18 protein-coding genes are annotated in these 22473 nt (G+C 71.2%); 12 read left to right on the top strand and 6 right to left on the bottom strand.

Going from position 1 to position 22473, the window contains the following annotated elements; genetic code table 11:
- The first annotated feature begins 265 nt into the window (after positions 1 to 265).
- The 5 genes from ACIPV1_RS04545 to ACIPV1_RS04565 all read left to right on the top strand — a co-directional run bounded on the left by ACIPV1_RS04545 (position 266) and on the right by ACIPV1_RS04565 (position 6547).
- Positions 266 to 1597, top strand: a complete 1332-nt coding sequence (locus ACIPV1_RS04545; RefSeq protein ID WP_111086406.1) for a bifunctional o-acetylhomoserine/o-acetylserine sulfhydrylase — start codon at positions 266 to 268, stop codon at positions 1595 to 1597.
- A gap of 266 nt (positions 1598 to 1863) precedes the next feature.
- Positions 1864 to 3066 carry a homoserine O-acetyltransferase gene (locus ACIPV1_RS04550; RefSeq protein WP_402725818.1) on the top strand — a complete coding sequence of 401 codons (1203 nt, stop codon included), beginning with the start codon at positions 1864 to 1866 and terminating at the stop codon, positions 3064 to 3066.
- Positions 3067 to 3308: 242 nt separating this feature from the next.
- Positions 3309 to 4466, top strand: a complete 1158-nt coding sequence (locus ACIPV1_RS04555; RefSeq protein WP_123294227.1) for a sensor histidine kinase — start codon at positions 3309 to 3311, stop codon at positions 4464 to 4466.
- Positions 4463 to 5788: a hypothetical protein gene (locus tag ACIPV1_RS04560; protein WP_123339799.1), complete on the top strand. Its 1326-nt coding sequence runs from the start codon at positions 4463 to 4465 to the stop codon at positions 5786 to 5788. The genes ACIPV1_RS04555 and ACIPV1_RS04560 overlap by 4 nt, the downstream gene beginning before the upstream one ends.
- A gap of 87 nt (positions 5789 to 5875) precedes the next feature.
- Positions 5876 to 6547: a response regulator transcription factor gene (locus tag ACIPV1_RS04565; protein WP_111086410.1), complete on the top strand. Its 672-nt coding sequence runs from the start codon at positions 5876 to 5878 to the stop codon at positions 6545 to 6547.
- Between the two features lie 330 nt (positions 6548 to 6877).
- Here ACIPV1_RS04565 and ACIPV1_RS04570 read toward each other — a convergent pair whose 3' ends face one another.
- Together ACIPV1_RS04570 and ACIPV1_RS04575 are read right to left on the bottom strand one after the other, a co-directional pair.
- Complete coding sequence (locus tag ACIPV1_RS04570) at positions 6878 to 8143, bottom strand: MFS transporter (protein WP_123312344.1); 1266 nt, start codon at positions 8141 to 8143, stop codon at positions 6878 to 6880.
- A gap of 289 nt (positions 8144 to 8432) precedes the next feature.
- Positions 8433 to 8618: a hypothetical protein gene (locus tag ACIPV1_RS04575; protein WP_402725819.1), complete on the bottom strand. Its 186-nt coding sequence runs from the start codon at positions 8616 to 8618 to the stop codon at positions 8433 to 8435.
- Positions 8619 to 8742: 124 nt separating this feature from the next.
- Between ACIPV1_RS04575 and ACIPV1_RS04580 the strand changes: the two genes are divergently transcribed.
- Positions 8743 to 8937, top strand: a complete 195-nt coding sequence (locus ACIPV1_RS04580; protein ID WP_123294223.1) for a hypothetical protein — start codon at positions 8743 to 8745, stop codon at positions 8935 to 8937.
- Positions 8938 to 9019: 82 nt separating this feature from the next.
- Here ACIPV1_RS04580 and ACIPV1_RS04585 read toward each other — a convergent pair whose 3' ends face one another.
- Both ACIPV1_RS04585 and ACIPV1_RS04590 read right to left on the bottom strand, forming a co-directional pair.
- Positions 9020 to 9328, bottom strand: a complete 309-nt coding sequence (locus tag ACIPV1_RS04585) for a thiamine-binding protein (RefSeq protein WP_123294222.1) — start codon at positions 9326 to 9328, stop codon at positions 9020 to 9022.
- On the bottom strand, positions 9325 to 10590 hold the full coding sequence (locus ACIPV1_RS04590) for a hypothetical protein (protein ID WP_402725820.1): 1266 nt from the start codon (positions 10588 to 10590) through the stop codon (positions 9325 to 9327). Before ACIPV1_RS04590 ends, ACIPV1_RS04585 begins: the two co-directional genes overlap by 4 nt.
- 84 nt (positions 10591 to 10674) lie before the next feature.
- Between ACIPV1_RS04590 and ACIPV1_RS04595 the strand changes: the two genes are divergently transcribed.
- Complete coding sequence (locus ACIPV1_RS04595) at positions 10675 to 11385, top strand: YceI family protein (RefSeq protein WP_402725821.1); 711 nt, start codon at positions 10675 to 10677, stop codon at positions 11383 to 11385.
- Positions 11386 to 11755: 370 nt separating this feature from the next.
- On the opposite strand, the gene ACIPV1_RS04600 is transcribed toward ACIPV1_RS04595, so the two are convergent.
- Positions 11756 to 12616 carry an NAD(P)H-hydrate dehydratase gene (locus tag ACIPV1_RS04600; RefSeq protein WP_402725822.1) on the bottom strand — a complete coding sequence of 287 codons (861 nt, stop codon included), beginning with the start codon at positions 12614 to 12616 and terminating at the stop codon, positions 11756 to 11758.
- Positions 12617 to 12640: 24 nt separating this feature from the next.
- Here ACIPV1_RS04600 and ACIPV1_RS04605 point away from each other — a divergent pair, with 24 nt between their 5' ends.
- From ACIPV1_RS04605 to ACIPV1_RS04620, 4 genes are all read left to right on the top strand, one after another.
- Entirely contained in the window at positions 12641 to 13273 is a 633-nt protein-coding gene (locus ACIPV1_RS04605; RefSeq protein ID WP_123937723.1) for an HAD family phosphatase, read from the top strand.
- A 10-nt stretch (positions 13274 to 13283) separates the two neighbouring features.
- Entirely contained in the window at positions 13284 to 14366 is a 1083-nt protein-coding gene (locus tag ACIPV1_RS04610) for an NADH:flavin oxidoreductase/NADH oxidase (RefSeq protein WP_132100233.1), read from the top strand.
- A 157-nt stretch (positions 14367 to 14523) separates the two neighbouring features.
- A complete protein-coding gene (locus tag ACIPV1_RS04615; RefSeq protein WP_123294217.1) occupies positions 14524 to 15918 on the top strand; it encodes a hemolysin family protein in 1395 nt (464 codons plus the stop codon).
- Complete coding sequence (locus ACIPV1_RS04620) at positions 15915 to 16952, top strand: hemolysin family protein (RefSeq protein WP_123294216.1); 1038 nt, start codon at positions 15915 to 15917, stop codon at positions 16950 to 16952. The genes ACIPV1_RS04615 and ACIPV1_RS04620 overlap by 4 nt, the downstream gene beginning before the upstream one ends.
- A 152-nt stretch (positions 16953 to 17104) precedes the next feature.
- Here the strand turns inward: ACIPV1_RS04620 and ACIPV1_RS04625 are convergent, their stop codons facing one another.
- The gene (locus tag ACIPV1_RS04625; protein ID WP_131846431.1) at positions 17105 to 18544 is read right to left on the bottom strand and encodes a GuaB1 family IMP dehydrogenase-related protein; all 1440 of its coding nucleotides are present in this window, start codon (positions 18542 to 18544) and stop codon (positions 17105 to 17107) included.
- A gap of 166 nt (positions 18545 to 18710) precedes the next feature.
- On the opposite strand from ACIPV1_RS04625, the gene ACIPV1_RS04630 reads away from it, so the two are divergent.
- The gene (locus tag ACIPV1_RS04630) at positions 18711 to 22454 is read left to right on the top strand and encodes a multifunctional oxoglutarate decarboxylase/oxoglutarate dehydrogenase thiamine pyrophosphate-binding subunit/dihydrolipoyllysine-residue succinyltransferase subunit (RefSeq protein WP_402725823.1); all 3744 of its coding nucleotides are present in this window, start codon (positions 18711 to 18713) and stop codon (positions 22452 to 22454) included.
- Positions 22455 to 22473: the final 19 nt, after the last annotated feature.

The following is a 22473-nucleotide window of genomic DNA, read 5'->3' on the forward strand; positions in this document are numbered from 1 at the left end:
CAGTCGTCTTCGCTGCGCTCAGTCGGCAGCGCGCGACGTCGCGGCAGGCCGCGACCGATCCCCGTGGTCGCCGCCGTCAGACGAGCGCGCAGGCTCGACCGGGAGGCCCGTGGTGCGTCGGGCGTGCGCGTTACGTCCCGAGGCGGGTGCGCTGGTACCAGCGCGACCACCTGCGTACCGTGACACCCGACGCACAGACGCGCCGCGCCTCCAGGCCGAGCGCAAGGCGACCCGACGACCAGCCGCACCGGACAGGAGCACCAAGATGACCGAGCACGACGCCGCGCAGTGGCGGTTCGAGACCACGCAGGTCCACGCCGGCGCACAGCCGGACCCGACCACGGGCGCCCGCGCCACCCCGATCTACAAGACGACCTCGTACGTCTTCGCGAACTCGGACGAGGCCCGCGACCTGTTCGCCCTCGCCAAGCCGGGCAACATCTACTCCCGCATCATGAACCCGACGAACGACGTCGTGGAGCAGCGCATCGCGGCACTCGAGGGCGGCAGCGGCGCACTCCTCGTGGCGTCCGGCCAGGCGGCGGAGACCTACGCCGTGCTGAACATCGCGGGTGCTGGTGACCACATCGTGTCGTCGTCGTCGATCTACGGCGGCACGTACAACCTGTTCAAGTACACGCTGGCGAAGCTCGGCATCGAGACCACGTTCGTCGAGGACCAGGACGACCTCGAGGAGTGGCGCCGCGCCGTCCGCCCGAACACGAAGCTCTTCTTCGCCGAGACCATCGGCAACCCGCGGATCAACGTCCTCGACATCACCGGCGTCAGCGACGTCGCGCACGAGTCCGGCGTCCCGCTGATCGTCGACAACACGATCGCGACGCCGTACCTGATCCGTCCGTTCGAGCACGGGGCCGACATCGTCGTGCACTCGGCGACGAAGTTCCTCGGCGGCCACGGCACGGTCATCGGCGGCATCATCGTCGACGGCGGGAAGTTCGCCTGGTCCCAGCACCCGGACAAGTTCCCGGAGTTCAACACGCCCGACCCGTCGTACCACGGCGCGGTCTTCGCCGAGGCCGTCGGCAACGAGCTCGCCTACATCGTGAAGGCCCGCGTGCAGCTGCTCCGCGACCTCGGCGCGTCGAACTCGGCGGACACCGCGTTCGCACTCCTGCAGGGCATCGAGACGCTGTCGCTCCGCATCGAGCGCCACGTGTCGAACGCCCAGGAGATCGCCGAGTGGCTCGACCAGCACCCGGACGTCGCGACCGTCGCCTACGCCGGCCTGCCGACGTCGCCGTGGTACGCCGCGGCGAACCGGTACGCGCCGAAGGGCGTCGGCGCCGTGCTGTCGTTCGAACTCAAGGGCGGGGTGCCCGCGGGCAAGGCGTTCGTCGACAACCTGCAGCTGTTCTCGCACCTGGCGAACATCGGCGACGTGCGCTCGCTCGTGATCCACCCGGCGTCGACCACGCACTCGCAGCTCACGCCCGAGCAGCAGCTCACCACCGGGGTCACGCCGGGCCTGGTGCGCCTGTCCGTCGGCATCGAGAACATCGAGGACCTGAAGGCCGACCTCGAGGCCGGGCTCGCCGCGGCCCGTGCGGTCTCGCAGGAAGGGCAGCGCGCCTAGCGTTCGCCCGGGCACCGAGGCACGGCGCGCTCGATGCCTGTGCATGGTGCGACGTCCCACGAGTCGATCGACTCGTGGGACGTCGCTCGTTGCGCACGCATCCGGTGCGTGCGCATGGTGCGACGATCCACGAGTCGAACAACGCGCACGATGTCGGAACATGCGCACGCACGCAAACGGCGAGCGCGGCCCGGGACCCGGCCACGGGGTGGGCGTGACGTAACACGGCGGCGGCGACCCGCGCCTCCCGGCAGACTGGACGCACCATGGACTGGCAGACGACCCCCGAGGACTCCGTGCCGTCCACCCTGGTGCCCGGCGCCGAACTCGGCACCATCGGCAAGCCGCCGGTCACCGGCGCCTGGCGCCCCGGGGACCACCCGGGTGCGCGCCACTTCGCGTCCCTCGGCGAGCAGTGGGTGCGTGGCGGACGGCTCCCGGCCGTGCGGGTGGCGTACGAGTCGTGGGGCACGCTCAACGCGGCGCGCGACAACGCCGTCCTGCTGTTCCACGCGCTGACCGGGGACTCGCACGTCGCGGGCGCACCCGGTCCGGGGCACCGCACCGCCGGCTGGTGGGGCGACGTCGTCGGACCCGGCCTGGCGATCGACACCGACCGCTGGTTCGTGATCGCGCCCAACATGCTCGGCGGCTGCCAGGGCACGACCGGGCCGTCGTCGGTGGCACCCACCGGGGTCGAGTGGGGCTCGCGGTTCCCGTTCGTCACCGTGAGCGACCAGGTCGAGGTGCAGCGCCAGCTCGCCGACCGACTCGGCATCGACGTGTTCGCGGCCGTCGTCGGCGGGTCGATGGGCGGGATGCACGCCCTCGAGTTCGCGGTGTCGCACCCCGCACGCGTCCAGCGGCTGGCGGTGCTGGCCTCGACGGCGCAGACCACGGCGGACCAGATCGCGGCGAACTCCCTGCAGCGCTCGGCGATCCAGATGGACCCGGCGTTCGCGGGCGGCGACTACTACGAGGCCGACGCCGGCGAGGGCCCGCACCGCGGGCTGGCGCTCGCGCGGCGGATGGCGTTGATGACCTACCGGGCGTCCGACGAGCTGAACGGCCGGTTCGCCCGGTCGTGGCAGAGCGACGTGTCCCCGCTCGGCGACGACGGGCGGTTCTCGGTCGAGAGCTACCTCGACTTCCACGGCAACAAGTTCACCCGGCGCTTCGACGCGTCGTCGTACATCACGCTCACGCACGCGATGGACTCCCACGACGTCGGGGCCGGGCGGGGCGGTGTCGCTGCCGCGCTCGAACTCGTGACGGCCCGCACGCTCGTCGTGGGGATCTCGAGCGACCGACTGTTCCCGATCGAGGACCAGCACCGGATCGCCGCCGGGGTGCCGGACACGCTCGACGGGGACACGGCCGCGGTGATCGAGAGCGAGTTCGGGCACGACGGGTTCCTCATCGAGCACGAGCAGGTCGGCGCGCACCTGCGGCGGTTGCTCGACGGCTGAGGGCGACACGGCGCGCGGCGGGGCGGCGGCACGCACAGGGGCCGCGGCACGCACCGGGGCGGCGGCGGCACGCACGGCACCCGCGGCGGCACGCACCGGTGTGTGACGGCACGCGCGGCACGGCGCGCCGAACACCCCCCAACGGGTGTCGCCCGTGGTTGGATGGCTGCGAGCCCGGACTGAACGAGGCTCGGTTTCCCCGCACGACCCGTCACACCAGCTCGTCACCAACCAGGACATCGATGGAATTCATCGCACAGGAACGCGACCGCTTGCTGCGGGCGACGACCCGTGTCGTGGGCATCGTCTGCGCGCTCATCAGCGTCGTCGGCGTGGTCTCCGCCGCCGCGGTCTCCGCCCTGCCGCTCGTGGGCGCCCTGCTGTGCATCGCCGCGATGGTCGCCGCGTTCGTGTTCTTCGGGCGCAGTGGCACCGTGTGGTGGACCGCCGCGATCCTCGTCACGGGCCTCGCCTCGCTCGCGCTGCTGTTCTCCGGCGTGGACGAGTCGGTCCGCCCGCTCGTCGCCAGCGCCGTCATGCCGCTCGCGGGCGGCTCGCTGTCCGCCCCGCTGATGGCGCAGCGCGGCCAGCCGTTCGGCCTCGGACTCACGATCGGCACCGGCGCGATCGTCGTCGTCGTGATGGTGTGGGCCACCGGCGGGCTCCTGTCGACGCCCGTCAGCGGCGCCCTGCTCGGCTGGGTGCTCATCGCGGTCGTGGCCGTGTGGATCTCGCGCAGCATCCCCCGCGTCGCCCGACGGATCTACAGCATCGGCACCGCGCACCGCGCTGAACGCCAGGCCAGCGAGACCGAGGCGCAGCGGCGGCAGGGGGCGCGGCTGCTGCACGACACGGTCCTCGCGACGCTCACGCTCCTCGCCCACTCCGGCGTCGGGGTCTCCGAGCAGGCCATGCGCGAGCAGGCGGCCGAGGACGCCAGACTCCTGCGCCACCTGCGACTCGGCGCGACCCCGCAGCCGTCGCAGTCCGGCGACTACTCGCTCACCCGCGAGGAGGAGTCGCCGCTCGGCCAGACCCTCGAGTCGGTGAAGCAGCGCTTCGGGCGGATGGGCCTCGAGGTCAGTTGGCACGGGACCGGTCAGGTGCTGCTGCCGTCGCACGTGCTCGACGCCTTCCTGCTGGCGCTCGGTGAGTGCCTCGAGAACGTCCGCCGGCACGCCGGTGTCGGCGAGGCGCACGTCACGATCGTCCACGACAACGACATGGTGCGGGCCATGGTCACGGACTCCGGCGTCGGGTTCGACCTGACCACCGTCAGCGCCGAACGCCTCGGCTTCAAGGAGAGCGTCGTGAGCCGGCTGCGCGAGGTCGGCGGCGACGCGAAGCTGTTCTCCGCGCCGGGCTCCGGCACCACCGTCGTCCTGGAGGCACCGCGATGACCCGGGTCCCCGAGGACACCATCAGCCGCGGCCTGCCCGGCGAGTCGACCGGCCAGCAGCCGCCCCGCACCCGTCGCGAGGCGCGCGAGCGCTACCGCACCAGCGAGCGTCGGCAGGCCCGTGGGCTCCCCTCGACCTCGACCGGTGCACGGTCGCTCCGCCAGGCGGCCAAGCCCGGCGCCTCGCTCGGAGCCGGGTACCTCGGCCTCGGCGCAGCGGTGCTCACCGCCATCGAGGCCGTCTCCGGCATCGTGTACTTCCTGGTCCGCTGGTCCGACTTCTCCGACCCGTGGTTGCCCGCAGCCGCCTGGATGCTCTACATCGTCGCCGCGGTCGGGGTCGGTCTGAGCGTGCTGACCTACGGCGAGCGGTTGACCGGGCTGGCCTTCGTGCTGATCTGCGTCGTGCTGGCGTGCGTCGTGACCCTCGACTTCATCGGCATCTGGCCCGAGCACGACATCGCCCACACGGCATCGGCGTCGATCGCCGCGGGCTTCGCGCTCCTGCCGATCGCCACGCTCCGGCCCGCCCGCGAGGTCGCCGCCGCCATCGCGGTGCTCGGCCTGGCGTTCGTCGGCATGAGCGTCGCCTCGACCCCGATCACCAACGACACGCTGCCGGGCATCGTGTCCCTGCTGGCCCTGGTCGTCGTGCCGCCGTCGATCGCCCTGTACGTCGTGCAGCGGTTCCGGCAGCTCGTGCAGCGGGAACTCGACCGGGTGCTCGTGCAGAGCAACGTGCAGGCGCCGCAGTTCGCCGTCGGCATGCTCGCCTCGGACGAGCTCGCCCGACTCGACCTGGCCGCCGAGAAGCTGCTCGACGCCGTCGCGAACGGCACCGATCCCCTGCCGCTGTCGGACGCCTCGAGTTCCGTCGCGGCCTCACTCGCGACCGAGCTCCGCCTGCACCTCATCGAGGGACGGCGCGAGACCTGGCTGTACCACGCGATCACGGAGTCCGACCACCTCGGGCGTTCGGTGAGCGTCGCCGACCCGGGCGCCCTGGCCGGACACCTCTCGCCCGCCCAGCGCGACGGACTGCTGCAGGCCCTGTGGCAGATGGTCGGCGACGGCCGCACTGCCACCCCTGGCCTGCCGGTCGTCTCGGTCACGCTCGGCCCGGTCGGGTCCGACGGCCACCCCGTCACCGACGAGCGGATGGACGTGCCGGTCGTGATCGAGTCCCGCGGCGTCCAGCGCCGACGCCTCGGCCCCACCGCCTGGAGTGCCCTGCAGCGCATCGGTCCGTACACCGAGACCGTCCGCGACGGCGCGCTCCACATCGTCGCCCACTGCGTCGTGGACCGACATCCGTCGATGTAGCTGCCGGACACCCGGACAGCCTGCCCGTGCCACGTGCCCCTCCCTCCTAGGATCGGGCACGAACTGCCCCCGAGAAAGGACGCCCGCATGGCGACTCCAGAGGAACCCATCCGACTCGCACTGGTCGACGACCACAGGATGCTCCTCGGCGCGCTCACGGAGTGGATCCGGAGCGCCGCCGACGACATCACGCTGGTGGCCGCGGTCACGACCTGGCCCGAGCTCCTGACGAGCCCGGCGTTCCCGGTGGACGTGGTGCTGCTCGACCTGGACCTCAAGGACTCCATCCCGGTGTCGCTGAAGATCTCGACGCTCAAGACCGCCGGTGTGAAGACCGTCGTGATGAGCACCTACTCGGAGCCGAACGTCGTGCGCGAGGCCCTGGCGGCCGGTGCCCTCGGTTACCTGGTGAAGAGCGAGGACGCCGACATGATCGTCGAGGCGATCCGCTCCGCCCAGCGCGGTGAGCAGTACGTCTCCGCCGAGCTCGACCTGGCCATCAACAGCGGCGACGTCGGTGGCGTCCCGAAGCTCAGCGCCCAGGAGCGCCGCGTCATGGCCCTGTACGGCGGTGGCGAGCCCGTGAAGAGTGTCGCGTACCAGCTCGGCATCTCCGAGGAGACCGCGAAGAGCTACCTCAAGCGCATCCGCGAGAAGTACCGCGTCGCAGGCTTCGACGTGGGCACGAAGGTGGCGCTCCGGAAGCGGGCGATCACCGACGGCATCATCGTGCAGGACGGCGGCCCGCTGGGCCTGTAGCGCGGCGAGCGCGGGCGCTTGCCCGCTTCGTGAGCACAAATGGTCGGGTCCTGTCACGGGACCCGACCATTTCTGCTCACCATGGGCGGTCTGCCGCACACCACGTCGGACGGGAGGCCCGTGGCAGCGTCGCCACGGGCCTCCCGTCCGATGGGTGGGCGCGCCCACTGCGCGCGGTCAGTGGATGGGGACCGGCCTGCGGTCTGTCCCGCCACAGCGACACGGTGCCGCCGATGCCCGCCGTCCGTTTCGCGGAAGCGACGCTCTGCCGCGAACAGTTCGCGGCAGACTGTCGCTTTCGCGAACCGCGCTGGCGGCGCCCGCTCGCGATCAGTGGATCGGGACGGGCGCGGTGATCGGGCCGGTGCTCGGCGACGGGGAGCGCAGCGCCGCACGGCGCGTGGTGCGACGCTCGACCGAGTAGCTGAACATCGTGACGAGGACACCGAGCAGCGCGAGGACGATGCCGAGCCAGCCCGGTGCGACGAACCCGAAGCCGGCAGCGATGACCGCACCGCCGAGTGCAGCGCCGAGCGAGTTGCCGATGTTGAACGCCGAGTGGTTGAGCGCCGCGGCGATCGTCCGGGCGTCGCCGGCGACGTCCATCAGGCGGGACTGCACCGCCGGCGGGATCGCCGACGAGGTCGCACCGAGCAGGAAGGCGCCGAGCAGCATGCCCCAGAGCCACTGCGCGGTCAGCACCGTGAGCAGCAGCGCGCCGATGAGCGAGAACATGCCGAAGTAGATCGTGCGCTTCACGCTGTGGTCGGCGAGGTGTCCGCCGAGCACACCGCCGACGACCATGCCGATGCCCACGACCACCAGGACGATCGGCACGAACGACTCCGGCATGCCCGTGACGTGCTGCACGAGCGGCGAGATGTACGAGTAGACGGCGAAGAACCCACCGAACCCGACGGCGCCGAGGCCCATCACGATCCAGACCTGCGGCACGCGGAAGGCGCGGAGCTCCCGGCCGATCGTCGCGTGCTCGTCACGGGCGCTCTTCGGCACGAAGGCCGCGACGGCGAGGAACGTGAGCGCGAACAGTGCGGCGACGACGCCGTAGGCGATCCGCCAGCCGGCGAGCTGGCCGACCCAGGTGATCGCGGGGACACCGACGACGTTCGCGACCGACAGTCCGAGCAGCACCATCGCGATGCCCTTGCCGCGCTTGCCCGGGCCCATCATGTCGCCCGCGACGATCGAGGCGATGCCGAAGTAGGCGCCGTGCGGCAGACCCGCCACGAACCGGGCGACGAGCACCAGTCCGAACGACGGCAGCAGCGCACTCGCGATCGTCGCGAGCACGAACCCGACGAGCAGCACGAGGATCAGGCCCTTGCGCGGGAACTTCGCCGACATCGCCGCGATGGTGGGAGCACCGACGACGACCCCGAGGGCGTAGGCGCTGACGAGCCAGCCCGCGTGCGCGATGCCGGCATCCGGGTCGAGGCCGTACTGCTGCGGCAGCAGCGCCTGCGCGATGTTCGGCAGCAGGCCCATCGCGACGAACTCGGTCGACCCGATGGCGAAGCCGCCGAGGGCGAGCGAGATGAGCGCGGCGGTGCGACGCGCAGGCGTGAGCTGTGACATGGGGCCTGTTCTCGGACGACGTCCTGCACGGGCGGCGTCGGATCGGGGTGTCGGCTGGACGGTGTCGGCGGGGGCGACCCGCGATCGTCGCGGTCCACGTGCCGATCGGCAGCGCGGCCACGCCCGAACGGGGTGCCGGTCCGGGTTCAGCAGCGAACGGGACGGTCCGGGTGGCGACGACCATCCGGTCCGAGCAGTGTAGACCGCTCCAAAGGACGAACGGAAGTCGCCGTGCGCGGCCAGCTCGGGTCGCACCGGGCTGGCCCGGTCGTACCCGAGGAGAACCGGGTCAGGCCGCCTGACGCTCCGTGTGGGCGGGAAGCGTCGACGCAGGGGCGAGTTCGGGCAGCTCGTCGCGGTGCGTCCAGCCGGCGCCGCACTCGGCGCACGTGGCCCAGGCGTTCTCGCCCTGTTCGTCCGTGTCGATGACGACCGTTCGCAGGTCGCAGTCGGGGCACCAGCCGTCGTGGGTCATCACGCGCTCCTCGTCGTCTCGGGGCCACCGGACGTGGCTCGACAGGGGCCATGAGACACCCGACCACCGACATCCGCGGGAGGGCGTCGGCGTGTCGCGCGGGCCCTCGTTGTTCAATGAGCACGTGACCCTCGCCGCCACCGTGCTCGCCTCGTGCCGTGCCGGCGCGCCCGTGAACTGCGAGGACGCCACCGACCCGATGGGCATGGTCATCGTGCTCATCGCGGTGCTCGCCGGCATCGCGCTGCTGACGGTGTTCGTGGTGCTCGGACCGGACCCCCGCCGTCGGACCCGGGCGCGGCGACGCGACAAGCGCTGAGCGCTGAGCGCTGAGCGCGAGCGCGAGCGCCGAACGACAGCGCCGAACGCGAGCGCCGAGCGACAGCGCCAGCCGCTGAGCGCTACTCGCCGAGCGCCGCTTCGAGCCGCTCGAGCTTGCCGTCGATCTCGCCGGTGTGCCCCGGTCGGATGTCGGCCTTGAGCACGAGCGACACCCGCGTGCCGTAGACGCCCACGGCCTCGGTGGCGCGCTTGACGACGTCCATGACCTCGTCCCACTCCCCCTCGAGCTCGGTGAACATCGACGACGTGCGGTTCGGCAGGCCGCTCTCACGGACCACCCGCACGGCTGCGGCGACGGCGTCGTGCACGGAGCCGTCCGCCTGTTCGGAGGGACCACCGGACGGAGCAACGGAGAAGGCGACGATCATGCGTCCATCCTGCCCGCGCGCCGCCCCATCCGCACCAGCTCGACCACGGTCCACACCAGGACCGCCACCTCGAGCACGTTCCGCAGCGTCAGCACCACGAGCATCCACGGCTGCAGCGCGAGCACCTGGTCGTAGTACGCCGGGTAGATCAGCTGCGTCAGCACGGCGGTGGGCAGCGCGGCGATCGCGATCGGCACGAACCGGCGCACACTCGGCGTCCCGGCGGCGAGCCCCCACACGATCGGCACGGCGAGCCACCCGATGTACTGCGGCGACCCGACCTTGTTGGTGGCGATGAGCGCGGCGACGAACAGCAGCGCGAGCACGGGAGCGAGCTCGGCCCGACGGGCGCCACGGCGTGCGGCCCACAGCGCGAGCACGACACCGGCGACGACCACGAGGGCCATCAGCGGCGTCGAGACCGCGGCAGCGGCGTGCGTGCCGGCCCCGGAGACCTCGAACGTCAGGATCTGCTGGTTGTAGAACACGGCCGCACCGGGAGCCCCGAACGCTGCCGCCCACATGAACGGCGTCGCGAGCGGTGACTCGATCTGCAGCGCCCGACCGGTCTGCTCCCCGATGAACGACAGCAGGTACGGCGCTCCGCCCCAGAGCACGTCGACGAGCACGATGAGCGCGCTGAGCACGAGGGCACCGGCCAGCACACCGCGGCGGTGCCCCTTGCGCAGGAGCAGCAGCACGGCGACGAGGGCGGCCGGCCAGACCTTCGTCCACGCACCGGCGGTGAACAGCGCCGAGGCGACCGCCGGCCGCGAGGCGACGAAGGCCACCCCGACCAGCGCGAACACCGTCGCCACCGTGTCGATGCGACCGAGCGCGATCGGCCCGAGTGCGAGCAGGAACGCGAGCCACCACCACACGACCCGCACGCCACGCGACGACGAGCCGTCCGCACGCGAGCCGAACGCACCGCGCGCCCGGAACCGCCACAGGAACGCACACGCGACGGCGTCGAGCAGCACCATCAGCAGCAGCCACCCGGAGCCGATCGACGCGATCCCACCGAGTGCTGCGGCGGCCATCGGCACGATCGCCAGGATCGGGTAGACCCACTCGCCGTCGATCCCGACCCAGAAGTCCGCGCTCCGCCCGGTCTCGATCCACCGGCTGTAGGTGATGGTGACGTCGCCGAGGGGCAGGTTCGCCGAGATCACGGTCAGCCACCACAGCGCCGCGTGCACGGCGGCGAACGCCAGGACGAACCCGACGCGTTCGATCCACGGGTTCCCGGTCCTGCGCACCGGACGAGCGTACCGGCAGCGAGCGCACCCGAACCGGCAGAGAATCCCAGGCTCCCCCAACCATGACGTGTCACCGTCTCGGTCGTGACCACCGAAACCCCGCGCGGGCGCCGCAAGGCCGTCATCTGGATCTCCGTCATCGCCGCCGTCGTCGTGCTCGGCGTCATCGGGGCGATCGTCGCGACGAACGTCTACACGAGCAACGAGAACGCGAAGGCGTCGGCGGCACCGTCCGTGGCCGCCAGCCGCGAGGCCTCCACCCTCGACGACTCCGACCTGTCCGGCGCGTGGACGGTCGGCGGCGACTCCGAGGCCGGCTACCGCCTGCACGAGGTCCTCAACGGCTCCGACGTCACCGTCACCGGCCGCACCGACAGCGTCTCCGGCAGCGCCACCGTCGACGGCACGAGCATCACGAAGGCAACGATCACGGTGCAGGTCGCCGACATCGCCACCGATTCGGACCAGCGTGACTCCTACTTCCGCGACTCCGCGATGGACACCTCCGCCTTCCCCGAGGCCACGTTCGAACTCTCCGAGCCGATCGCCGACGCGGTCCCGAGCGGCTCGGACACGACGAAGGTCACCGCTGCCGGCAAGCTCACGCTGCACGGCGTCACGAAGGACGTCACCGCCGACCTGCAGGTCGGCCTGAACGGCGACGGCGTCGACATCTCCGGCTCGATCCCGGTCACCTTCTCGGACTACGGCGTGCAGGCGCCGAGCCTCGGCTTCGTGAAGGTCGACGACTCCGGCACGGTCGAGTTCCTGGTGCACGCGACCCCCGCGAGCTGACGGCCGCGACGCGCGTCACGCCCGTGACGTGCGCGACAGGCGGACGGGAGGCCCGTGGCGGCCCCGCCACGGGCCTCCCGTCCGTCCCCGCTTGCGTCTGCAACAGGCGACACGATCGATGTCGCACGACGTCGACCTTGTCGTCACCTCGCGCCCGCAACCATGCGCGTGGGCAAAGCACGACGAACTCGATGTCGTACGACACCCATGCTGTCGTCACCACGCGTGTGCAACCACCGGCGCACGCACGGAACGACTTCTTCGTCGTCGTGCGACAACGAGGAAGTCGTCACGCGGCGTCCACAACAAGCGACATCACTGATGTCGTACGACGTCGACGCTGTCGTGCTGCGTCGCCGCGCACCGACCGCTACCCGCGCGCGTCGCCGTCGACGACCAGGTCCCGCACGACCCCGGGCAGCTCGGCGATGAGCCCGGTCATCGGGAACGGCCCGCCGCCGGACGCCCGCCGCGCCGCGAGCCCGTGCACCACCGCGGCCGACACGGCCAGGTGCGCGAGGTCCGACGGCGTCAGTGACGAACCAGCAGCCTCGACGGAGCCCTGCCGCGACGCCACGAGCGCGCCGAGCACCCCGCCGAGCACGTCCCCGGCACCGGCGGCGGCGAGCCACGGCGTCGCCGACGACGCCACCAACCGGACCGACCCGTCGGGCGTGACCACGTGCGTGCGCTCGCCCTTGAGCAGGACGACGCTGCCGGTCTGCTCGGCGGCACGGAGCGCTGCTGCGGCGGGATCCTGCTCGATCGACTCGCGGGAGACGCCGAGCAACGACGCGAGCTCCCCCGCATGCGGGGTCAGGACGGCGAGCGGGCCGAGGTCGACGAGCGGGATCGCGCCCGCGTCGACCACGACCGGGACGCCGTCGTCCGAAGCGTGCGTGAAGGCCGAGGCGGTCGTGTCGTCCAGGTCACCGAGCGACGACGCCGAGATGCCCGAGCCGACGAGCCAGGCCTGCACCCGACCGACGCCGGCGACGGACTCGGGGCGACGCGCCAGGACGTGGTCCGACGCCCGCGACGGCCCGACGTACCGGACCATGCCGACACCGGTGTGGACCGCGGCGTCGACCCCGAGCACCGCGGCACCCGGGTACTGGTCGGAGCCGGTCGCGATGCCGAGCACCCCGCGGCGGTACTTGGTGGACTCCCCCGTCGGCGCGGTGACCCACGCGGCGGCATCGGACGGCTGGACGGGCACGAAGTCGTTCACCGGCCCCACGTTACGGTGGAGCGCATGAGCCTGTTCCTGCCTGGTCGCGTGGTCGTCTTCGACTACGGCGAGGTGATCAGCCGGACGCCGCACGCGTCGCGCGATGCCCTCGTCGAGTTGACCGGGGTGCCCGCCGACGAGCTGTTCCCGGTCTACCAGGAGCTCCGCCACGACCTCGACCGCGGCGACCTGTCCGTCGTGGCGTACTGGCGGGCGATCGGCGAGCGCGTCGGGCGGACCTGGAGCATCACGGACATCCACCGGTTCTGGGCGGTCGACTTCACCGGGTGGTTCGAGGTCGAACCGGAGACCCTGGCGATCGTCGAGGAGCTGCACGACGCGGGGACCCGGGTGGCGCTGCTGTCGAACGCCGGCTTCGACTTCGGTGACCCGTACCGACGCTCCCCGATGGGCTCGCTGTTCGAGACGGTGGTGGTGAGCGCCGAGGAGCACGTCCTGAAGCCCGACGCATCCATCTACCGCGACACGTGCGCGCGTCTGGGAATCGAGCCGCAGCAGATGGTGTTCGTGGACAACAGGGCCGAGAACGCCACCGGCGCGGAAGCGATCGGGGCGGTCGGCCACCACTACACGTCGTCGGCGTCACTGCGGTCGTTCCTGGCGGAACTCGCGGCCGAGCCGGCGCCCGTCCCCTGAGGAGTCCCGCGTGACGCACGCCCTGTTCGAGCCGATCACCATCCGCGACCTGACGGTCCGCAACCGCATCTGGGTCTCCCCGATGTGCCAGTACTCGGCCGAGGAGCAGGACGGCGTGCCGACCGCGTGGCACCTCGTCCACCTGGGCGGCTTCGCCAAGGGCGGTGCCGGTGCGGTGGTCGTCGAGGCGACCGGCGTGGTGCCGGAAGGCCGGATCAGCCCGCAGGACCTCGGGCTCTGGAACGACCAGCAGCGCGACGCCTTCAAGCCGATCGTCGACTTCCTGCACGCGCAGGGCGCTGCCGCCGGTGTCCAGCTCGCGCACGCCGGCCGCAAGGCATCGACGTTCCGCCCGTGGGAGTCCACGCACGGTTCGGTCCCCGCCGACCAGGGCGGCTGGTCCACCGTCGCCCCGTCCGCCGTGGCCTTCGACGGCTACGCGGTCCCGCGCGAGCTGGAGACCGAGGACATCCGGGTCGTCGCACTGGCGTTCGCGCAGTCCGCTCGCCGCGCCGTCGAGGCCGGGTTCGACCTGGTCGAGATCCACGCCGCCCACGGGTACCTGCTGCACCAGTTCCTCTCGCCGCTGAGCAACCACCGCACGGACCAGTACGGCGGGTCGCTCGAGAACCGCGCCCGGGCACTGCTCGAGGTCCTCGACGCCGTCCGTGCCGAGGTCGGCGAGGGCTTCCCGATCGTCGTGCGGTTCTCGGCGACCGACTGGGTGGACGGCGGGCTCACGCTCGACGAGACCACGGAGGTCGCTCGGTGGGCTGCGGAGCACGGCGCGGACCTGGCAGACGTCTCGACCGGCGGCAACGTCGCGAGCGCACCGATCCCGGTCGGCCCCGGCTACCAGGTGCCGCACGCCGCGGCGATCAAGCGCGACGCCGGCATCGGCACCATCGCGGTCGGCATGATCTCCGAGGGCTTCCAGGCCGAGCAGATCGTCGCGACCGGACAGGCCGACGTGGTGATGGTGGGCCGCGAGTTCCTGCGCGACCCGGGCTTCCCGCTGCGCGTGGCTGTCGAGCTCGGCGTGACCGTCGACTACGAGCCGCAGCAGTACCACCGCGCGCGGGTCACGGCGTAGACGCGCGGCCTTCCTGAACGAGTTCTCGGTCGGCCCCTCGGGCAGGCAGTACGATTGGCAGCACTGTGGACGATCCCCCGAATAGTTCTTCGCCTCACTCATCCGCCGCTCACTCGGTGAGCTGCACGTCATCCCCGTGCGCGGACGGGGGTGAATCATGAGTCCGATCGACATCGTCATGCTCGTCGGCGGCATCCTGCTGACACTCGGCACCGGCGTCTTCGTCGCGTCCGAGTTCGCGCTGGTCAACCTCGACCGCGCCGACGTCGAAGCCCGTCGCGACCGCGGTGAGCCGGGCCTGGCACCCGTCATCGGGGCGTTGAAGGTCACCTCGACGCACCTGTCGAGTGCGCAGCTCGGCATCACGCTGACCACGCTGCTCACCGGCTACCTGCTCGAGCCGTCCATCGCGAAGCTGCTCGAAGCGCCGTTCCTGGCGATGAACCTGCCCGAGGGCATCGTCGAGACCGTCGGATCGATCATCGCGCTCGTCATCGCGACTCTGCTGTCGATGATCCTCGGCGAGCTCGTGCCGAAGAACTTCGCGCTCGCGCTGCCGCTGCAGACCGCGAAGCTCGTCGTGCCGTTGCAGATCGCCTTCACGACCGTGTTCAAGCCGGCGGTCGCGGTGCTCAACGGCACCGCGAACGCCGTGCTGCGGTCGATCGGCATCGAGCCGCAAGAGGAACTCTCCGGTGCTCGCAGCGCCGAGGAGCTCACCTCGCTGCTCCGCCGTTCGGCGTCCGAGGGGTCGCTCGAACAGGACACCGCGACGCTCCTCCAGCGGACGATCTCGTTCTCGGAGCTCAGCGCCAGCGACGTCATGACACCACGCCCGCGGCTCTCCACCATCCGGGTGTCCGAGTCCGCGCAGGACGTCATCGCCCTCGCCCGCAAGACCGGCTTCAGCCGCTTCCCCGTCATCGAGGAGGACGCGGACGACGTCGTCGGCATCGTGCACGTCAAGCAGGCCGTCGCCGTCCCCCGCGAGAAGCGCCCGGAGGTCCCCGTCGGAGCGCTCATGACCGACGCCGAACGCGTGCCCGAGACGATGCCGGGCGACACCCTGCTCGCCGAGGTCCGCGGCCGCGGCTACCAGATGGTCATCGTGGTCGACGAGTACGGCGGCACCGCCGGGGTCGTCACGCTCGAGGACCTCATCGAGGAGATCGTCGGCGAGGTCTCCGACGAGCACGACCGCGCGCGCATCGACGTGGTCCGCTCCCGCGACTGGCTGACCTTCCCCGGTCTGCTGCGTCCCGACGAGCTCGAGGACCGCGCCGGCGTGAAGGTGCCGGAGGACGGCCCGTACGAGACCGTCGGCGGCTTCCTCATGTCGACGCTCGGCCGCCTGCCCGTCGTCGGTGACGAGGTCCCGCTCGACAGCGGTGTCTTCCGGGTCGAACGTCTGGACGGCCGCCGGATCGACCGCATCCGCTGGACCCCGACGCCCCCGCCGACGGACACCGCGGCGACCGCCATCATCATCCCGGCCACGAAGACCGGCACCAAGACCGCGAAGCGGTCCGAGACGAAGGAGAGCACCCGATGAGCTCCGACTGGTGGGGGATCTTCTGGCTCTTCGTGCTGCTGCTCGGCAACGCGTACTTCGTCGCCGCCGAGTTCGCCGTCATCTCCGCCCGCCGATCGCAGATCGAACCACGCGCAGAAGAGGGCTCCAAGGCCGCGCAGATGACCCTGTGGGCGATGGAGCACGCCACCCGCATGCTCGCGACCACGCAGCTCGGCATCACGGTCTGCTCGCTGCTCATCCTGAACGTCTCCGAGCCGGCGATCCACCACCTGCTCGAGGTGCCGCTGCACCTGACGGGCTGGAGCGTCGAGGTCATCGGCACCGTGGCGTTCGTGGTCACGCTGCTGCTCGTCTCGTTCCTGCACGTGGTGTTCGGCGAGATGGTCCCGAAGAACATCTCGTTCTCGATGCCGGACCGCGCAGCGCTGCTGCTCGTGCCGACGCTCTGGTACATCGGCCACGGCCTGCACTGGGTCATCGTCGGCCTGAACGAGGTCGCGAACGCCGTGCTGCGCCTGTTCCGCGTCGAGCCCAAGGACGAAGCCGTCAGCGCCTTCACGGTGGAAGAGGTGCAGACCATCGTGGAGCAGTCCCGCCGCGAGGGCACCCTGACCGACGACGGCAAGCTCGCCCTGGCGTTCGAGTTCACCGAGAAGAAGGTCCGCGACGTCGCCGTGCCGATGGCCGAGCTCGTCACCCTGCCCGAGGACGCCACCCCGGCGGACGTCGAGCGTGCGGTGGCGCAGCGCGGGTTCTCGCGGTACGTGCTCGTCGGCGAGGACGGCTCCCCCACGGGCTACGTGCACGTGAAGGACGTCATCGACCTGCGGCCGGACGAGTTCGACGACCCGGTGCCGCCGAAGCGCATCCGCCAGCTCATCTCGCTCTACACGGAGATGGACCTGGAGGACGCCCTGGCCACCATGCGGGCCGCGGGTCGCCACGTCGCGCGGGCGTTCGACGCCGATGGCCGGACCCTCGGCGTGCTCTTCCTCGAGGACATCCTCGAGGAGCTCGTCGGCGAGGTCGAGGACGCGACCCGACGCCGGTAGCCGCACCGCCAGTCCCGCCAAAGCGACAGATTCCCGCGAACGTTCCGCAGGGATCTGTCGCTTTCGCGATGGCGGACGGGAGGCACGTGGCGGTCTCACCACGGGCCTCCCGTCCGTTCGTGGTCGCGACCAGGGCCGCGCCCGCCGGCGCGCTACCAGCTGACGGGGAGCGGCTTGCCCTCTTCGTAGCCGGCGGCGGACTGGATGCCGACCAGGGCACGCTCGGAGAACTCGGCCAGCGACGCGGCGCCCGCGTAGGTGGCGGAGCTCCGGACGCCCGTGGTGATCATGTCGAGCAGGTCCTCGACGCTCGGGCGCTCCGGGTCGAGGTAGATCGTCGACGACGAGATCCCCTCGGCGAAGAGCTCCTTGCGGGCCCGCTCGTACGGGTCGAGCCGCTCGAACCGCTCGCGGACGGCCTTGGCGGACGCCATCCCCCAGCTCTCCTTGTAGGCCTTGCCGGCGGCGTCGCGACGGAGCACGCCCGGCGCTTCGAGGGTGCCGGCGAACCACGAGCCGATCATCACGGCCGAGGCGCCGGCCGCCAGTGCGAGGGCGACGTCGCGGGGGTACCGGACCCCGCCGTCGGCCCACACGTGCGCACCGAGGGACCGGGCTGCGGCGGCGGTCTCGAGGACGGCGGAGAACTGCGGCCGACCGACGGCGGTCATCATGCGCGTGGTGCACATGGCGCCGGGTCCGACACCGACCTTGATGATGTCCGCACCCGCGTCGACGAGGTGGGCCACGGCGTCGGCGGTGACGACGTTGCCGGCGACGAGCGGGATGCCGAGCCGGAGCCCCGCGACGGTGCGGAGCGCGCGGAGCATGCTCTCCTGGTGTCCGTGCGCCGTGTCGAGCACGAGCACGTCGACCCCGGCGGCGGCGAGGGCCTGCGCCTTGGCGGCGACGTCGCCGTTGATGCCGATCGCGGCCGCGACGCGCAGGCGACCCGAGACGTCGACGGCCGGCGTGTAGATGTCCGAGCGGATGGCGCTGGTCCGGCTCGTGGTGCCGACGACCTTGCCGTGCCGCACCACGGGCGCGAAGTCGACCTCGGCGCCGCTCAGCACGTCGTAGACGTGGCGGGGCGTACCGGCGTCCTCGGCGTCGATCGCGGTCGACGCGCCGTGCAGCAGGTCGCCGAGCGTCGCGTCGGGACCGGCGTCGCCGAGCCGGCTGGCGGGGACGCACCCGAGGTACTCCCCGGCGGCGTCGCGGACCACGACGCCCCGACCGGCGACGGGCAGCAGCTGCTCGAGCGCCTCGGCGACAGTGGTGGACGAGCCCATGTCGTAGGCGGTGTCGTAGTCGACCGGCTGGTCCTTCACCCAGCGGATCGCGGCGTCGAGGTCCTGCAGGTGCATGTCCTGCGGCAGGACGCCGAGGCCCCCGCGCCGGGCCAGGGTCGCGGCGAGGCGCGGACCCGTGACCGAGTTCATGTTGGCGCTCACGATCGGGATCGTCGCACCGCTGCCGTCGTTCGACGCGAGGTCGACGTCGAAGCGGCTCGTCACGCCGGAACGGCTCGGGACGAGGAAGACGTCGGAGTAGGTCAGGTCGTGTGTCGGCCGCGTCTCGTAGAACCTCATGGGCCCCACTGTACGGCTCCGCCCGGAGGCCGGACCGGGCCCCGACTCGCGCCGCGGCTGACACCGAACGGACATGTGCGAGCGGCTAGGCTTGGCACCTGTGCGGGGCAGGGTTGCACCGCACGACACACACGAGCATCTATCGACGGAGAGTGGGCGATCGGCTGTGTCGAGCCATCTGACCGGAACGGACGAGACCGCGGGCGAATTCGGGGCGAACGAGTGGCTCGTCGACGAGCTCTACGAGCAGTTCGTCGCGGACAAGGAGTCGGTCGACAAGTCCTGGTGGCCGGTCCTCGAGAGCTACCACCGCACGCAGGTCGGCGGCGCTCCGGCAGCTGACCAGCAGTCCTCGACGCCCGCGCAGTCGACCACGCAGCAGCCCGCGACCGGCGACGCGCCGGCCCCGCAGCAGGCAGCGCAGGGTGGTCCGATCCAGGCGAAGACCACGTCGCGCCAGCCGACCCCGCCGCCGATCCCGGCCGAGGCCAACGACGCCGCCGACGACCACGAGGAGACCCACGAGGACGTGGCGACCCCGCTCCGGGGCATGGCGAAGACCCTGGCGTCGAACATGGACGCCTCGCTGACCGTCCCGACGGCAACGAGTGTCCGGACGATCCCGGCGAAGCTGATGATCGACAACCGGATCGTCATCAACAACCACCTGCGCCGTGCCCGCGGCGGCAAGATCTCCTTCACCCACCTCATCGGGTGGGCGATGGTGCAGGCGCTCAAGGACTTCCCGAGCCAGAACGTGTTCTACGAGGAGCGCGACGGCAAGCCGTTCGTCGTCGCCCCGGCGCACGTGGGCCTCGGCATCGCGATCGACGTCCCGAAGAAGGACGGCACCCGGTCGCTCCTCGTGCCGAGCATCAAGCGTGCGGAGACCCTGACCTTCGGCCAGTTCCTGTCGGCCTACGAAGACCTCGTCAAGCGGGCCCGCGACAACAAGCTGACGCCGGCCGACTTCCAGGGCACCACGATCTCGCTCACGAACCCGGGCGGCATCGGCACCGTGCACTCGGTCCCCCGCCTGACCAAGGGGCAGGGCGCGATCATCGGTGCCGGCGCCCTCGAGTACCCGGCGCAGTTCCAGGGCTCGGCGTCGAAGACCCTGGTCGAGCTCGGCATCGGCAAGACCATCACCCTGACCAGCACCTACGACCACCGCGTCATCCAGGGCGCCGGTTCGGGCGAGTACCTCAAGCACGTGCACGAGCGCCTCATCGGCGAGCACGGCTTCTACGACGGCATCTTCGCGGCGCTCCGGATCCCGTACAAGCCGATCCAGTGGGCGAACGACATCAACGTCGACCTGGCGCACCGGGTCAACAAGACCGCCCGCGTGCAGGAGCTCATCAACAGTTACCGCGTCCGCGGGCACCTGATGGCCGACATCGACCCGCTCGAGTACCGCCAGCGCACGCACCCCGACCTCGAGATCGAGAGCCACGGGCTGACGTTCTGGGACCTCGACCGCGAGTTCGTCACCGGTGGGCTGGCCGGCACGACGAGTGCTCCGCTGCGCGACGTCCTCGGGATCCTGCGCGACGCCTACTGCCGCACCGTCGGCATCGAGTACATGCACATCCAGGACCCGGAGCAGCGCCGCTGGGTGCAGGAACGCATCGAGGTCCCGTACTCGAAGCCGTCGAAGGACGAGCAGCTGCGCGTCCTCGGCAAGCTCAACGAGGCCGAGGCGTTCGAGACCTTCCTGCAGACCAAGTACGTCGGGCAGAAGCGCTTCTCGCTCGAGGGCGGCGAGTCCACCATCGCCTTCCTCGACACGCTCATCCAGCACGCCGCCGGTGTCGGCCTGGCCGAGGTCGCGATCGGCATGGCCCACCGCGGTCGCCTGAACGTCCTGACGAACATCGCCGGCAAGACCTACGGCCAGATCTTCCGTGAGTTCGAGGGCTCTTCCCTGCCGGGCTCGGTGTCCGGTCAGGGTTCCGGCGACGTGAAGTACCACGTCGGCACCGAGGGGCTGTTCCGCACCTCGGACGGCTCGAGCATCCCCGTGACGATCGCGGCGAACCCGTCCCACCTCGAGGCCGTCGACGGCGTGCTCGAGGGCATCGTCCGCGCCAAGCAGGACAAGCAGGGCCCCGGTTCGACGAACGTCCTGCCGGTGCTCGTGCACGGCGACGCGGCGATGGCCGGCCAGGGCGTGGTCGTCGAGACGCTGCAGATGTCGCAGCTCCGCGGCTACCGCACGGGCGGCACCGTGCACCTGGTCATCAACAACCAGGTCGGGTTCACCACCCCGCCCGAGTCGGCGCGCAGCTCGGTGTACTCCACCGACGTCGCCAAGACGATCCAGGCGCCGATCTTCCACGTGAACGGCGACGACCCCGAAGCCGTCGCACGCGTCGCCGACCTGGCGTTCGCGTACCGCGAGGCGTTCCACCGTGACGTCGTCATCGACCTCATCTGCTACCGCCGCCGCGGTCACAACGAGGGCGACGACCCCTCGATGACCCAGCCGCTCATGTACAACCTGATCGAGGCGAAGCGGTCCGTCCGCACGCTGTACACCGAGGCCCTCGTCGGCCGCGGGGACATCACGCAGGAAGAGTACGACGAGGCGCACCGCGACTTCCAGGACCGCCTGGAGCGGGCCTTCGCCGAGACGCACGAAGCCCAGACCGGCACCATCCCGGTGATCCAGGTTGACGACGACGGCGCCGTGCAGGGGCTCGAACGCCCGGCGGCGCAGCAGGACGACTCCGAGGTCGAGGTCCGCGAGACCGCAGTGTCGGAAGAGCTCGTTCGCTCCATCGGTGACGCGCACAGCAACCCGCCGGCCGGCTTCTCGATCCACCCGAAGCTGCAGCAGTTGCTGTCGAAGCGCACCGACATGACGCGCAACGGCGGCGTGGACTGGGCGATGGCCGAGCTCATGGCGATCGGTTCGCTGCTGGTGGAGGGCAAGCCCGTCCGGTTCGCCGGCCAGGACGCCCGCCGTGGCACCTTCGTCCAGCGCCAGGCGGTGTTCCACGACCGGTCGAACGGCCAGGAGTGGCTGCCGCTGTCGAACCTCACCGAGGACCAGGCCCGGTTCACCATCTACGACTCGCTGCTCAGCGAGTACGCGGCGATGGCGTTCGAGTACGGCTACTCGGTCGAGCGGCCCGAGGCACTCGTGCTGTGGGAGGCGCAGTTCGGCGACTTCGCGAACGGTGCCCAGACCGTCATCGACGAGTTCATCTCGTCCGCCGAGCAGAAGTGGGGGCAGCGCTCCGGCCTCGTCCTGCTGCTGCCGCACGGCTACGAGGGCCAGGGACCGGACCACTCGTCCGCCCGCATCGAGCGCTACCTGCAGCTGTGCGCCGAGGACAACATGGTCGTCGCCCGCCCGTCCACTCCGGCGTCGTACTTCCACCTGCTGCGCCGCCAGGCGTGGGAGCGTCCGCAGAAGCCGCTGATCGTGTTCTCCCCGAAGGCCATGCTCCGCCTGCGCCAAGCGACGAGCGCGGTCGAGGCCTTCACGAACGGCACCTTCGAGGAAGTCATCGACGACGACCGCGTGGCCGACAAGGCGGCGGTGCGTCGCGTGGTCCTGCACTCCGGCAAGGTGCACCACGACCTGCGCGCCGAGGCGGACAAGCGCGGGGTCACCGACGTCGCCCTCGTCCGGCTCGAGCAGCTCGCACCGCTCCCCCTCGAGCGGATCCTCGAGGTGCTGGCCGGCTACCCGGACGCCGACGTCGTGTGGGCGCAGGAGGAGCCGGAGAACCAGGGCGCCTGGCCGTTCGTCTGCATGAACCTGTCGCCGCACCTCGACGGTCGACCGCTGTCGGTCGCCGCCCGTGCCGCGAGTGCAGCGCCGGCCACCGGGTCGTCGAAGCGCTCCGCGCAGGAAGCCACCGAGGTCATCGAGAAGGCGTTGAGCGCGTCGGCCTGAGTGTCAAGAAGCGCCCCGT

It is taken from the genome of Curtobacterium sp. NPDC089991 (assembly GCF_044748425.1).
GTDB lineage: Bacteria > Actinomycetota > Actinomycetes > Actinomycetales > Microbacteriaceae > Curtobacterium.